Consider the following 12,022-nt stretch of genomic DNA (forward strand, 5'->3'; position numbering starts at 1 on the left):
CACACTGGTCTACCGACATCCCAACCATGACCTCTCTCAAGTTTTTCGCGCGCCGTAGCCAGCAGGCTGGTTTCACCCTGATTGAGCTGATGGTCGTTCTGGTCATCATTGGTGTGCTGGCGGCGCTGATTGTTCCCAATGTGCTGGACCGTGCCGATGATGCGCGTGTCATGGCGGCCAGAACCGATGTGAACAACCTGAGCCAGGCGCTCAGGCTCTACAAGCTGGACAACCAGCGCATGCCTACCGCCGAGCAGAGCCTGCAGGCGCTGATCGTCAAGCCCACGAGCGGGCCGATTCCGGCCAACTGGAAACCCTACGTGGAAAAGCTGCCCAACGATCCCTGGGGCCGTCCTTACCAGTACCTCAACCCCGGCATCAAAGGGGAAGTCGACGTCATGTCTCTGGGGGCCGACGGCCAGGCCGGCGGTGAAGGCAAAGATGCTGACATCGGCAGCTGGCAATAGCGATATTGCCTCCATTCCCGTCCCTGCACGTGCTGCCCCGGGAGCCCGTGCCCGCAATCTCCGCAACCGGGGATTTACCTTGCTCGAACTCCTCGTGGTGGTGGCCATCATGGCACTGGCCACGGCCGGCGTGACGCTGGCGCTGCGCGACAACGCCCAGACCACGCTGGAGCGCGAGGCGCTGCGGCTGGCGGTCCTGTTCGAGTCTGCCCGCGCGCAGTCGCGTGCAAACGGTGTAGCGGTGTACTGGCACGCGACTGCCGAGGGTTTTCGCTTCGAAGGCCTGCCGTCCGAGGCTTTACCCGGCAGGTGGCTGGCCGAAGGCACGATGGTTCGCGGCAGCCCCAGCGTGCAGCTCGGACCCGAGCCCATCATCGGCCCGCAGGCGGTGGAGCTTTTCAGCGTCAGCCAGTCTGATCGCACCCTGCGCGTAGCCACCGACGGGCTGCGTCCCTTTACTGTCCAGGGGCCGGTGCAGCCATGACGCCGCATCGGTCCTTGCCACGGTCACAGGCACGCCGTCCATCGGCGGGCTTCACGCTGATAGAAGTGCTGGTGGCCCTGGGCATTGTGGCGGTCGCCCTCGCAGCCGGCTCTCAGGCTACGAGCGCCCTGACCAACAACGCCCGGCGCCAGTCCGACGTTTTGCTCGCGCATTTGTGCGCAGAAAACCAGCTGGTCAAGGTTCGCCTGTTGCGGCAGATGCCTGGCGTCGGCGACAGCACGGAGGCCTGCGAGCAGGCCGGACGCGGCCTGCAGGTCACGCTGTCGGTGCGGCCCACACCCAACCCTGAATTCCGGCGCGTGGATGCGCAGGTGAGCGACGGCAACACGCCGGTTCTCAAGCTGTCCACGGTGGTCACGCGCTATTGAGCTATTGAGCCATGCAGATGCATCCCACGCGAACCCAAGTCCGGAGCAGCGGCTTCACACTGATCGAGATGCTTGTGGCCATCACGGTCATGGCGCTGCTGGCCGTGCTTAGCTGGCGCGGCCTCGATGGGATGGCGCGCGCGCAGGCGCAGACCAGCCAGCGTGCCGACGAGGTGCTGACCCTGCAGGCCGGCCTTGCGCAATGGAAAGTCGATCTGGATGCGCTGGCCCAGCTACCCCGTGTGAGCAACCTGGATTGGGATGGCCGCGTGCTGCGCATGACGCGGCGCACGGCCTCGGGCGGCGAGGGCGTTCTGGTGGTGGCATGGACCCGCCGCATCGATGCGGCTGGGGGGCAGTGGCTGCGCTGGCAGTCGCCGGTGCTGAGTACGGCCGCCGACTGGAACGAGTCCTGGAGCCGGGCGGCGCTTTGGGCGCAAAACGCCAGCACCGAGGATCGCGCGCGCGAAGTGCCTGTGACGCCGCTGGAAGACTGGCAGCTCTTTTATTTCCGCAGCGACGCGTGGACCAATCCGCAGTCCAGCGACGGCAGCCGGGGGACGGCCATGACCCCGCCGGCGGCCTTGCAACTGGTGTCCCAGCAGACTGTGGTGCCCGACGGCATCCGCTTGGTGCTGACCCTGCCGCCCGGTCAGGCGATCAGCGGCAAGCTCACCGTTGACTGGGTGCGCCCAACTTTCGGAAGCGAAAAATCTTGAACCGGTGGATATTGCCCCCACGCTTGTCACTGCGTGTACTGCGCTGCCCCCCGAGGGGGCCGCTGCGCCTGCGGTCTGGCAAAGCCAGTCCCGCGGCCCCTGCTGGGGTGGAGAGCCCCCACGGTTGCTCACTGCGTGTAGCTCCCTGCTCCCCGAGGGGGCCGCTGCGCCTGCGGTCTGGCAAAGCCAGTCCCGCGGCCCCTGCTGGGGTGGAGAGCCCCCACGGTTGCTCACTGCGTGTAGCTCCCTGCCCCCCGAGGGGGCTGCTGCGCCTGCGGTCTGGCAAAGCCAGTCCCGCGGCTCCTGCTGGGGTGGAGAGTCCCCACGCTCGCTCGCTGCGTATGGCTCTCGAGTCGGGTGCGGCGCTCCTGAGTGCCATGCTCACCGTGACACTGGTGGCTACCTTTGCCGCGGCGGCGCTCTGGCAGCAGTGGCGCAGTGTGGAAGTGGAGGCGGCTGAGCGTGCCCGGGTGCAGTCGGCATGGATTCTGACGGGCGCCCTGGACTGGACGCGCCTGATCCTGCGTGAGGATGCCCGTGCGGGCGGAGCGGACCACCTGGCTGAGCCGTGGGCCGTGCCCTTGAATGAGGCGCGGCTGTCGAGCTTTCTGGCCATTGACAAGAATGCCAGCGAGACCGAGCGCGAAGCGTTTCTTTCCGGCCAGGTGAGCGACTTGCAGGGCAGGCTCAACGTGATCAACCTGGTTGCAGGCAACGCGATTTCGGAACCCGCCATGGTCAGCTTTGGCCGGCTGTTCGAGTTGCTGGGTTTGCCAGTCCAGCAGTTGAATACTCTGGCCAGCCAACTGCTGCAGGCCTCGCAAGCCGGCGCTCAGGCGCCTACCCAGCTGACGCCCCTGATGCCCCAGCGGGTCGAGCAACTGGTCTGGCTGGGGCTTGCCCCGGAGACGCTTGCCGCGCTGGAACCCTACATCACGCTGCTGCCCGTGCGTACCCCTGTCAACCTCAATACCGCCAGCGCCGAAGTTATTTATGCCAGTACAGCCGGGCTGGAGATGGCTGAAGCGCAAAAGCTGGTGGCCGCGCGTGCGCGCAGCCACTTTCGAACGCTGGCCGATGCCAATCAGCAACACAGTGGCCCAAGCGGGGCGTTCAATGACGGCCAGCACGCGGTGGCCTCCCGGTTTTTTGAAGTACGCGGCAGATTGCGGCTCGACCAGACGGAGGTCCAGGAGCGTTCAGTGCTGCAGCGCGACGGCCTGACGGTGCGCACGCTCCGGCGCGACCGGGGCGTTGTCACGGTGACAGACGTGGCCCGCCGCTGAGACGCAGAGAAGAATTGCATCCATTGCATCCGGCCGCGGTCGGGGTACGTTGAGGGTACGTTGGGGTATTCATAGTCAAAACGCTACCCTACAATGAAATGAACCGGGGTCTTTGCCCATGAGCACACTGATCGTTTATCTCCCCTTGGCGGCACCCGGTGCTGCGGCAAGCTATGACTACGTACGCACGCACGACGGTCGAACGATGACGGACCACGCCAGTGTGCCGTTGGCCCTGCTGCCGGGCGCCGAGCGCGGCGGCGAGGTGATCGCCGTCGTGCCCGTGGGGTTGCTGTCGTGGCATCTGGTCGAGTTGCCCAAGGGCGTTGGCATGGGCTCACCGCGGCTGCGCTCCATCCTGGAAGGCCTGCTCGAAGACCGGCTGCTGGATGAGCCGGAGCAACTGCATCTGGCCCTGGCGCCGGGTGCCGTTGCCGGTGGACAGGCCTGGGTCGCTGTTTGTGACAAGCACTGGCTGCGTGGGCACCTGCAGGCGCTGGAACTCGCGCAACGTCCGGTCACCCGCATCGTGCCGGAGTTTGCCCCGGCGCCTGGCCCTCTGTACCTGCACGCTGTGGGTGAGGCCGACCTGCCGCAGCTGCTGGTTACCGGCGATGTTGCAGCGGGCGTGATGCTACTTCCCCTGAACGCCGCAGCGATGACCCTGATCCCGGTCACCAGTGAATCCGATGAAGAGCTTCAGGCCCTGGCTGAACCCGGCGTGGCCGCACTGGCCGAGCAGGTGCTTCAGCGCAAGGTCGGCGTGATGACCCGGCCCCAGCGCTGGCTGGAGGCCGCCCGTTCGCCCTGGGACCTGGCGCAGTTTGAGCTCGCCTCCTCGAGCCGCGCGCGCACGGTCAAACGCCTGTCCAGCGTGGGCCGCGAGCTGTGGCAATCGCCCGCCTGGCGACCGGCGCGGTGGGGCGCTGCGCTGCTGCTGCTGGCCAATCTGATCGGTTTGAATGCCTGGGCCTGGAAAGAGCAATCGGCGCTGCAGGCCCGGCGTGCGGCGGTCAAGGACACCCTGATGCAGACCTTTCCGAACGTCAAGGTGGTGGTGGATGCGCCGCTTCAAATGGAGCGTGAGGTGGCGGCATTGCGGCAGGCCACCGGAGCCGCCTCGGGGCGCGATCTGGAGGCCATTCTGGCGGCGCTGGGCGCAACCATGGCTCACGGCCGGACCGCGGGCGCCATTGAATTCGTGGCTGGCGAGGCCCGCATCAAGGGCCTGCAACTCGGTCCCGAGGAAGCGTCCACCCTGTCCGTCCAGCTCAAGGGCCAGGGCTACAGCGCGCGGGCGGAAGGCGACACCATGTTCATCAAGCAGGAGCTGGCCCCATGAAAATCGCCGATGCCCTGGCCCCTCTTCAGGCGCGCTGGCATGCACTTGGCCAACGCGAGCAAACCTTGCTCCGCAGCGTTGCGTTGCTGGTGGGGCTGGCATTGCTCTGGTGGGGGCTGATGGCGCCCCCGTTGCGCACTTTGCGCCAGGCTGAGGCGCAGCAGCGCAGCCTGGATGCGCAGTGGCAGAAAATGCAGGGCCTGCGGGCGCAGGCTCAGGCCCTGCAGTCGCAGCCCAGGATCAGCCGTGACGATGCGCTGCGCGCGCTCCAGGCTTCGGTGAAGCTTCTGGGCGCGTCTGCGCAGCTGAGTGTGGTGGGCGACCGCGCCACCGTCACGCTGCGCAACACGCCGGCCGATGCTTTGGCCCAATGGTTGGCCCAGGCACGAGCGAATGCGGGCGCCATCCCGGATGAGGCGCGCCTGGTGCGCAACGCCTCCAACCCGGCCGGTCCGGCCGCGTGGGACGGCATGCTGGTACTGAGGCTTCCGGTGCAGTAGGCCGGTCCCGTTTCATTCGATCATCTCTCTGCTTCACGCCTTCAAACCAAGTCTGAATCCCACCGTGTTGCGCCCCCGAGCCTCCTCCCGCCATCCTGCCGAAGTTGCACCATGGCGTTGGGCGCTTTCGGGAGCTTTGATCGGGTTGGTTACGGCTTTACTCGTGTACGCGCCGGCGGCCTGGCTGGCCGCGGCCGTGTCCGGGGCCACATTGGGGCGGGTTGAATTGATCGAGGCGCGCGGTACGGTCTGGACCGGCTCGGCAAGGCTGCTGCTGACGGGGGGTGCCGGCAGTCGTGACAGCGCTATCCTGCCGGGGCGTGTGGACTGGCATCTGCGTCCCGGCTTGCTGGCCCTGAACCTGCAAGTGACCGCCGACTGCTGCACGCCCACGCCGCTGCGGGGGCGACTGGCCCCGCGCCGGGGCGGGGTGATCCTGCAGGTGGCCGATGGCGCAACGCAATGGCCGGCGGCCATCCTGGCGGGGTTGGGTACCCCCTGGAACACAGTGCAGGCCGAGGGCAGCCTGCGGCTCGTAACGCAAAACCTTTCCCTGGAATGGACCGGGGGCCGGACGGTGGTGTCGGGACGCGCCGAGTTGACGGCGCTGAGCCTGTCGTCGCGCCTGTCTACCCTCAAACCCATGGGGAGTTACCGTATGACTCTCATCGGAGGCAACACAACCTCACTGGAACTTGCTACGCTCGAGGGAAGCCTGCAATTAAGTGGCAGTGGGCGCTGGGTGGGTTCACATCTGCGTTTTGAGGGGGTGGCCAGCGCCCAGCCTGAGCATGAAGCGGCACTGGCCAACCTGCTGAACATCATCGGGCGCCGTGACGGCAGTCGTTCCATCATTACCTGGGGTTAAGAAGTATGACAAACATCCAGACCCAAGCCCATGTGCTCTCAACCCTGGCCACATTGCCCAGGTTTCCGATTGCTGTCGTTTCGATAGCGGTTTGTGTTCTTTTTGCAGGGGATGGGAGGCCATTGCATGCCCAAACACCGCGAACCAGCCCGGCGCCGGCCAACGGCGCAGTGCGGCCGGGTGGCCCGGTCACCCTGAATTTCGCCAACGCGGAAATCGAAGCCGTGGCGCGCACCATGGCGGTCATTACCGGCCGCAATGTGGTGGTCGATCCGCGTGTCAAGGGCACGATGACGCTGGTGACCAGCTCGCCTGTGACGCCGGCGCAGGCGCTGCGGCAGTTTTCCGCCCAGTTGCGGACGCAGGGCTTTGCGCTGGTGGAGTCGTCCGGCCTGTACCTCGTGGTGCCGGAGGCGGATGCCAAGCTGCAAAGCGGCACTGTGTCCGCCGGTCGCGTGCCGCCCGCGAGCGGGCAGATCCTCACCCAGATTTTCCGGCTCAATCACGAGACGGCCAACAACCTGGTGCCGGTATTGCGCCCGTTGATCAGCCCGAACAACACCATCAATGTGAACCCGGGGAACAATTCGCTGATCATCACCGATTACGCAGACAACCTGCAGCGCATCGGCACCATCATCGCGGCCCTCGATGTGGCGAATGCCACGGGCGTGGAAGTCATCCGCCTGCAGCACGCCATCGCCACCGACCTGGCACCGCTGGTTTCCCGCCTTATCGACTCCGCCGGAGCGGGGGGCGTCGCTCCGGGCCAGGCCGATACGTCCTTCAGGACGACGCTGCTGGCCGAGCCGCGCAGCAACTCGCTGATCCTGCGCGCCGCCAATCCGGCGCGCCTGGCGTTGGTCAGGACGCTGGTGGAAAGGCTCGATCAGGCCGCGATCGGTGGCAGCGGCGCGGATCCTGCCAGCGGCAATATTTATGTGGTTTACCTGAAGAACGCCGATGCCACCAAGCTGGCGACCACCTTGCGGGCCGCCATGGCGGCAAACACCCTCGGCGCCATTGCGGCGGGCCCCGTGGTAACCGGTGCCCCGCTGCCTGGTCCCGGATCAGTCGCAGCGGCAGGCGCCGCAACCGCCACCCTCACCAGCAGCCAGCCATCCACCGGCGGGCAGATCCAGGCCGACCCGTCCACCAACTCACTGATCATTACCGCGCCCGAGCCGCTATATCGCCAGCTGCGTGCGGTGATCGACAAACTTGACGCGCGGCGCGCCCAGGTCTTCGTTGAAAGCCTGATCGCGGAGGTCAATGCCGACAAGGCTGCCGAGTTTGGCATCCAGTTCCAGGGCGCGCTGGGTAAAAAAGGCGACAACAACATCGGCTTGCTGGGTACCAACTTCAACATCGGCGGCACCAATATCATCACCCTCGCCACCCAGGCTGCCGCCGGCGTCATCGCGCCATCCACGGGGGCCAACCTTGGCGTGGCGCATCTGACCAACGGCGTGTATGTGCTGGGATTCCTGGCGCGATTCCTGGAGGCCAATGGCGCCGGCAATATCCTTTCGACTCCCAACCTGCTGACGCTGGACAACGAGGAGGCGCGTATCGTGATTGGTCAGAACGTGCCGTTTATCACCGGCCAGTACACCAACGCCAACACCAGTGCCGGTTCAGTCAATCCGTTCCAGACCATCGAACGAAAAGATGTGGGCCTGACGCTGCGGGTAAAACCCCAGATCAGTGAAAATGGCACCGTGAAAATGCAGATCTTCCAGGAAGTCAGCAGCGTGCAGCCTTCATCGATCAACTCCGCAACCGGCCTGATCACCAACAAGCGATCGATCGAGTCCAACGTGCTGGTGGATGATGGCGCCATCGTGGTGCTGGGTGGCCTGCTGCAGGACGAATACTCGGGAAACGTGGAAAAAGTGCCGGGCCTGGGTGATATTCCGATACTGGGTCACCTCTTCAAGGGGGAAACACGCTCGCGCAAAAAGACCAACCTGATGGTGTTCCTGCGGCCGGTGGTGGTACGCGATGCGCCGTCCAGCGAAAGCCTGTCCATGGACCGCTATGACCTGATGCGAGCCGTGCAAAAAGATGCCCAGCCCGCGTCCAGCGTGGTGGTACCTGTCAATGAGTCAGCGGTGCTGCCGCCGCTGCGTCCGGCTGCCGCAAGCTCCGTCGTGCCGCCTGCCGCATCACCAGAAGCACCGCCGGCAGTGCCGACTGTCACCCCGCCGCCCGTCGCAACCCCGCTCGTGCCCGCCCCGGGCCAGTAAACCCGAACCAGTAAACCCCTATGCGCTACCCATTGCCTTACGCCTTTGCCCGCAGCAATACCCTGCTGCTGGAAGACGATGGCCATGCGCTGACGCTGTGGCATCCGGCCCGGCCCGACCCTGCGGCCCTGGGTGAAGTGATGCGCAAGTTCGCGGCGCACAGCCCCGCGCTGGTCCTTCAGTGCGCCGACGCGGGAACCTTGACCCAGCGCATCAGCGCCGCCTACGCGGCAGGGGAGTCGAGTGCGGCCGCCGTGGTGAGCGAGGTGGAGTCCGACGCCGACCTGTCGCGCATCATGCAGGAGTTGCCGGCGGTCGAGGATCTGCTGGAAACCTCCGATGACGCGCCCATCATCCGCATGCTCAATGCGCTGTTGACACAGGCCGCGCGCGACGGCGCGAGCGACATCCACATCGAGCCTTACGAGCGGCATTCGAGCGTGCGTTTTCGCGTGGACGGCACCCTGCGCGAAGTCGTGCAGCCCAACCGGGCGCTGCACGCCGCGCTGATCTCGCGCCTGAAGATCATGGCGGACCTGGATATTTCGGAAAAACGCCTTCCGCAGGATGGCCGCATCAGCCTGCGCATTGGCACGCGAGCGGTGGACGTGCGTGTGAGCACCTTGCCCAGCGCCCACGGTGAGCGCGCCGTGTTGCGCCTGCTGGACAAGAGCGAGAGCAAGCTGAGCCTGGAGTCGGTCGGCATGCAGGGTGATGTGCTTCACCGTTTCGAACACCTGATCGCCCAGCCGCACGGCATCATCCTGGTCACCGGCCCCACGGGTTCGGGTAAAACCACCACCCTTTATGCTGCCTTGCAGCGGCTCGATGCCAGCGCCAGCAACATCATGACGGTCGAAGATCCCATCGAGTACGAGCTTGCGGGCATCGGGCAGACGCAGGTCAATTCAAAGATAGACCTGAGCTTTGCCAAGGCGCTGCGCGCCATCCTGCGCCAGGACCCGGACGTGATCATGATCGGTGAGATCCGGGATTTTGAGACCGCGCAGATCGCCATACAGGCCTCGCTGACCGGCCACCTGGTGCTCGCCACGCTGCACACCAATGATGCGTCCAGTGCCGTGACGCGCCTGACCGATATCGGTGTGGAGCCCTTTTTGCTGAGTTCGTCCCTGCTCGGCGTGCTGGCACAGCGGCTGGTGCGCAAGCGGTGCACCTACTGCCATGCTTCTTCGGCAGGTCCGGGCCTGGCCGCCGGCTGCGAGCATTGCGGCTATACCGGTTACGCGGGCCGTACGGGCGTCTTTGAGTTGCTGGTGACCGATGACGCTGTTCGCGCCCAGATTCACAACCGCGCGTCTGAGGCAGAAATTCGCGCAGCCGCGCTGCAGGCGGGCATGATGCTGATGCGCGACGACGGTGAGCGGCTGGTCACCGCCGGCGTCACCTCGCGCGAGGAGTTGCTGCGCGTGACCCCCGACTGAACCCGCACCGGCCCGAATACTGCGCCAAGCCATCATGCCCGCCTATTCTTTTGAGGCCATGCAGAACGACGGCAAGCTCCGCCGGGGGGTGATCGAGGCTGACACGGCCAAGGCAGCGCGCGGCCTGCTGCGCACGCAGGCGCTGGTGCCACTGGTTGTCGAGCCGGTGAGCGGCAGCGCTGGCCCGGGCATCCCCCGTTCGTTGCTGCAGACGCCCTTGTTTGGCGGCCGCGTCTTCAATACCGCGAACCTGACGATCTGGACGCGCCAGCTCGCCGGGCTGGTTTCGTCCGGCCTGCCGCTGGAGCGTGCGCTGACCGCGCTGACCGACGAAGCCGAGGACGAGAAGCAGCGCAACCTGGTGGCCGCCCTGCGCGCCGAGGTGAACGGCGGGGCGAGCTTTGCCCGGGCGCTGTCGCACCACCCCGGCGAATTCTCGGCGATCTACATCGCCGTCATCGGCGCGGGGGAGCAAACCGGCTACCTGGGCCTGGTGCTTGAACGTCTGGCTGACGACCTGGAGGAGCGCCAGACGCTCAAGGCCAAACTCATAGGCGCGGCGCTGTACCCGGCTATCGTGACGCTGGTGGCCATCGTGATCGTGATGTTCCTGGTCGGCTATGTGGTGCCGCAGGTGGCCAGCGTCTTTGCGGGCACCAAGCGGGCGCTGCCTTTCCTTACCGTGGCCATGCTGGCCATCAGCGGCTTTGTGCGCAGCTATGGATGGGCGCTGCTGGGTGCTCTTGTTCTGATAGTGACAAGTATCCGTCTGGCCTTGAGAAACGAAGGTTTCCGCGAGAAATTCGACGCCAGAACCCTGACCCTGCCGCTGGTCGGACGGCTCTCGCGTGACTACAACGCGGCGCGCTTTGCCAGCACGCTGGCCATGCTGGCTGGCGCGGGCGTGCCCATTCTCAAGGCCTTGCAGGCGGCTGCCGAAACCCTGTCCAACCGTGCCATGCGCGCTGACGCGCTCGATGCCCTCCTGCTGGTGCGCGAGGGTGCTCCACTGGCCTCGGCGCTGGCGCAGAAAAAACGCTTTCCCGGCCTGGTGAGCATGTTTGCGCGCCTGGGCGAGCAGACGGGCCAGCTGCCCGTGATGCTGCAGCGCGCCGCCCTGCAGCTGTCCAACGAAGTGCAGCGGCGCGCCATGGCACTGGCCACCATTTTGGAGCCGCTGCTCATAGTGGCGATGGGGCTGGTGGTGATGCTGATCGTGCTGGCGGTGCTACTGCCGATTATTCAGCTCAACCAGTTCGTGAAATGAGCGATATGAGCGATATGAGCGACTGAGTTTCGGCTGCGATCCCGGACGCCTGCCGGGATCGACCGGTGGTTTTTAAACAAGTTACGCGGCGCGGCCTCAAGGCACGCATTTGGCCATGCTATAATCTTAAGCTACGCGGCTGTAGCTCAGTTGGATAGAGTACTTGGCTACGAACCAAGGGGTCGTGGGTTCAATTCCTGCCAGCCGCACCAAAAACGAAAGCCTGCAACGAAAGTTGCAGGCTTTTTCGTTTTTTCGCCGGTCATTTTTGCTGTGGATCAGCAGCCTCAGCGCCTCAGTGCTATTCTGGTCAGGCCATGAGCAAAGCTTTCACCCGGGAAACCGAACAGGACGACGAAGACTTGGCGCTTGCGCCACTGCCTGCGGGCGGCAAGAATTACATCACGCCGGTGGGTTACGAGCGCCTGCGCGCCGAATTGCTCGACCTGATCGACAACGAACGTCCCAAGGTCGTGGAGATTGTTCACTGGGCTGCCAGCAATGGTGACCGGTCTGAAAACGGGGACTATCACTACGGTAAAAAACGCCTGCGCGAGATTGACCGGCGCATCCGGTTTTTGACGCAAAGGCTGGAAATCGCCGAGATCAGCAACCCCTCCATCCACCATGGCAGCGACCAGGTGTTTTTTGGCGCCACCGTGACTTATGTCGATGACAGGGGCGAGGAGCGTACCGTCACCATTCTGGGGATTGATGAAGCCAACAGCGCCTTGGGGCAAATCAGCTGGATTTCTCCGGCGGCCAGGGCGCTGCTCAAATCACGGGTGGGTGATGAAGTGAACCTGGTCACGCCCCAGGGCCTGCAGGTGCTCGAAGTGCTGAAGGTGGACTATCCAGCGCCCGATGCCCGCGAGGACCTCAAGCAGTAAAACGCAGAAACGTTACCCCTGCAATGTCACATCGAGGCCACAGAGCTACAGGTTAACGAACGTGGGGGCCAAGTGGCAGCTCTCCAGCCCAGCAGGGGCCGCGGAACCGGCTTAGC

12 protein-coding genes and 1 tRNA gene are annotated in these 12,022 nt (G+C 65.2%); all 13 read left to right on the forward strand.

What is annotated here, in order from left to right:
* Positions 1 to 26 precede the first annotated feature (26 nt).
* A complete protein-coding gene (gene gspG / locus BPRO_RS06560) occupies positions 27 to 467 on the forward strand; it encodes a type II secretion system major pseudopilin GspG (protein ID WP_049764074.1) in 441 nt (146 codons plus the stop codon).
* Positions 468 to 561: 94 nt separating this feature from the next.
* Positions 562 to 951, forward strand: a complete 390-nt coding sequence (locus tag BPRO_RS06565; protein WP_011482271.1) for a hypothetical protein — start codon at positions 562 to 564, stop codon at positions 949 to 951.
* Positions 948 to 1,340, forward strand: a complete 393-nt coding sequence (gspI, locus tag BPRO_RS06570; protein ID WP_011482272.1) for a type II secretion system minor pseudopilin GspI — start codon at positions 948 to 950, stop codon at positions 1,338 to 1,340. The genes BPRO_RS06565 and gspI overlap by 4 nt, the downstream gene beginning before the upstream one ends.
* A gap of 11 nt (positions 1,341 to 1,351) precedes the next feature.
* Positions 1,352 to 2,059, forward strand: a complete 708-nt coding sequence (locus tag BPRO_RS06575; RefSeq protein ID WP_011482273.1) for a prepilin-type N-terminal cleavage/methylation domain-containing protein — start codon at positions 1,352 to 1,354, stop codon at positions 2,057 to 2,059.
* Positions 2,060 to 2,400: 341 nt separating this feature from the next.
* Positions 2,401 to 3,345: a type II secretion system minor pseudopilin GspK gene (gene gspK / locus BPRO_RS06580; RefSeq protein WP_011482274.1), complete on the forward strand. Its 945-nt coding sequence runs from the start codon at positions 2,401 to 2,403 to the stop codon at positions 3,343 to 3,345.
* Between the two features lie 118 nt (positions 3,346 to 3,463).
* Positions 3,464 to 4,687: a type II secretion system protein GspL gene (gspL, locus tag BPRO_RS06585; protein WP_011482275.1), complete on the forward strand. Its 1,224-nt coding sequence runs from the start codon at positions 3,464 to 3,466 to the stop codon at positions 4,685 to 4,687.
* Entirely contained in the window at positions 4,684 to 5,187 is a 504-nt protein-coding gene (gene gspM / locus BPRO_RS06590; RefSeq protein ID WP_011482276.1) for a type II secretion system protein GspM, read from the forward strand. The genes gspL and gspM overlap by 4 nt, the downstream gene beginning before the upstream one ends.
* A 64-nt stretch (positions 5,188 to 5,251) precedes the next feature.
* The gene (gene gspN, locus BPRO_RS06595; RefSeq protein WP_049764075.1) at positions 5,252 to 6,055 is read left to right on the forward strand and encodes a type II secretion system protein N; all 804 of its coding nucleotides are present in this window, start codon (positions 5,252 to 5,254) and stop codon (positions 6,053 to 6,055) included.
* Positions 6,056 to 6,060: 5 nt separating this feature from the next.
* Positions 6,061 to 8,304 carry a type II secretion system secretin GspD gene (gene gspD / locus BPRO_RS06600; RefSeq protein ID WP_011482278.1) on the forward strand — a complete coding sequence of 748 codons (2,244 nt, stop codon included), beginning with the start codon at positions 6,061 to 6,063 and terminating at the stop codon, positions 8,302 to 8,304.
* Positions 8,305 to 8,324: 20 nt separating this feature from the next.
* On the forward strand, positions 8,325 to 9,749 hold the full coding sequence (gene gspE / locus BPRO_RS06605; RefSeq protein WP_011482279.1) for a type II secretion system ATPase GspE: 1,425 nt from the start codon (positions 8,325 to 8,327) through the stop codon (positions 9,747 to 9,749).
* Positions 9,750 to 9,783: 34 nt separating this feature from the next.
* A complete protein-coding gene (gspF, locus tag BPRO_RS06610; protein ID WP_011482280.1) occupies positions 9,784 to 11,016 on the forward strand; it encodes a type II secretion system inner membrane protein GspF in 1,233 nt (410 codons plus the stop codon).
* 135 nt (positions 11,017 to 11,151) lie between these two features.
* Positions 11,152 to 11,228: transfer RNA gene (locus tag BPRO_RS06615), tRNA-Arg, on the forward strand.
* Positions 11,229 to 11,333: 105 nt separating this feature from the next.
* Positions 11,334 to 11,906, forward strand: a complete 573-nt coding sequence (greB, locus tag BPRO_RS06620; protein ID WP_011482281.1) for a transcription elongation factor GreB — start codon at positions 11,334 to 11,336, stop codon at positions 11,904 to 11,906.
* Positions 11,907 to 12,022: the final 116 nt, after the last annotated feature.

The sequence above is a fragment of the Polaromonas sp. JS666 genome (assembly GCF_000013865.1).
Classification (GTDB): Bacteria; Pseudomonadota; Gammaproteobacteria; order Burkholderiales; family Burkholderiaceae_C; genus Polaromonas.

What these genes read in the sequence shown, in the direction of transcription:
- gspG (WP_049764074.1), top strand. Translation starts at nt 27, where the DNA reads ATGACCTCTCTCAAGTTTTTCGCGCGCCGTAGCCAGCAGGCTGGTTTC.
- gspI (WP_011482272.1), top strand. Translation starts at nt 948, where the DNA reads ATGACGCCGCATCGGTCCTTGCCACGGTCACAGGCACGCCGTCCATCG.
- BPRO_RS06575 (WP_011482273.1), top strand. Translation starts at nt 1,352, where the DNA reads ATGCAGATGCATCCCACGCGAACCCAAGTCCGGAGCAGCGGCTTCACA.
- gspK (WP_011482274.1), top strand. Translation starts at nt 2,401, where the DNA reads ATGGCTCTCGAGTCGGGTGCGGCGCTCCTGAGTGCCATGCTCACCGTG.
- gspL (WP_011482275.1), top strand. Translation starts at nt 3,464, where the DNA reads ATGAGCACACTGATCGTTTATCTCCCCTTGGCGGCACCCGGTGCTGCG.
- gspM (WP_011482276.1), top strand. Translation starts at nt 4,684, where the DNA reads ATGAAAATCGCCGATGCCCTGGCCCCTCTTCAGGCGCGCTGGCATGCA.
- gspD (WP_011482278.1), top strand. Translation starts at nt 6,061, where the DNA reads ATGACAAACATCCAGACCCAAGCCCATGTGCTCTCAACCCTGGCCACA.
- gspE (WP_011482279.1), top strand. Translation starts at nt 8,325, where the DNA reads ATGCGCTACCCATTGCCTTACGCCTTTGCCCGCAGCAATACCCTGCTG.
- gspF (WP_011482280.1), top strand. Translation starts at nt 9,784, where the DNA reads ATGCCCGCCTATTCTTTTGAGGCCATGCAGAACGACGGCAAGCTCCGC.
- greB (WP_011482281.1), top strand. Translation starts at nt 11,334, where the DNA reads ATGAGCAAAGCTTTCACCCGGGAAACCGAACAGGACGACGAAGACTTG.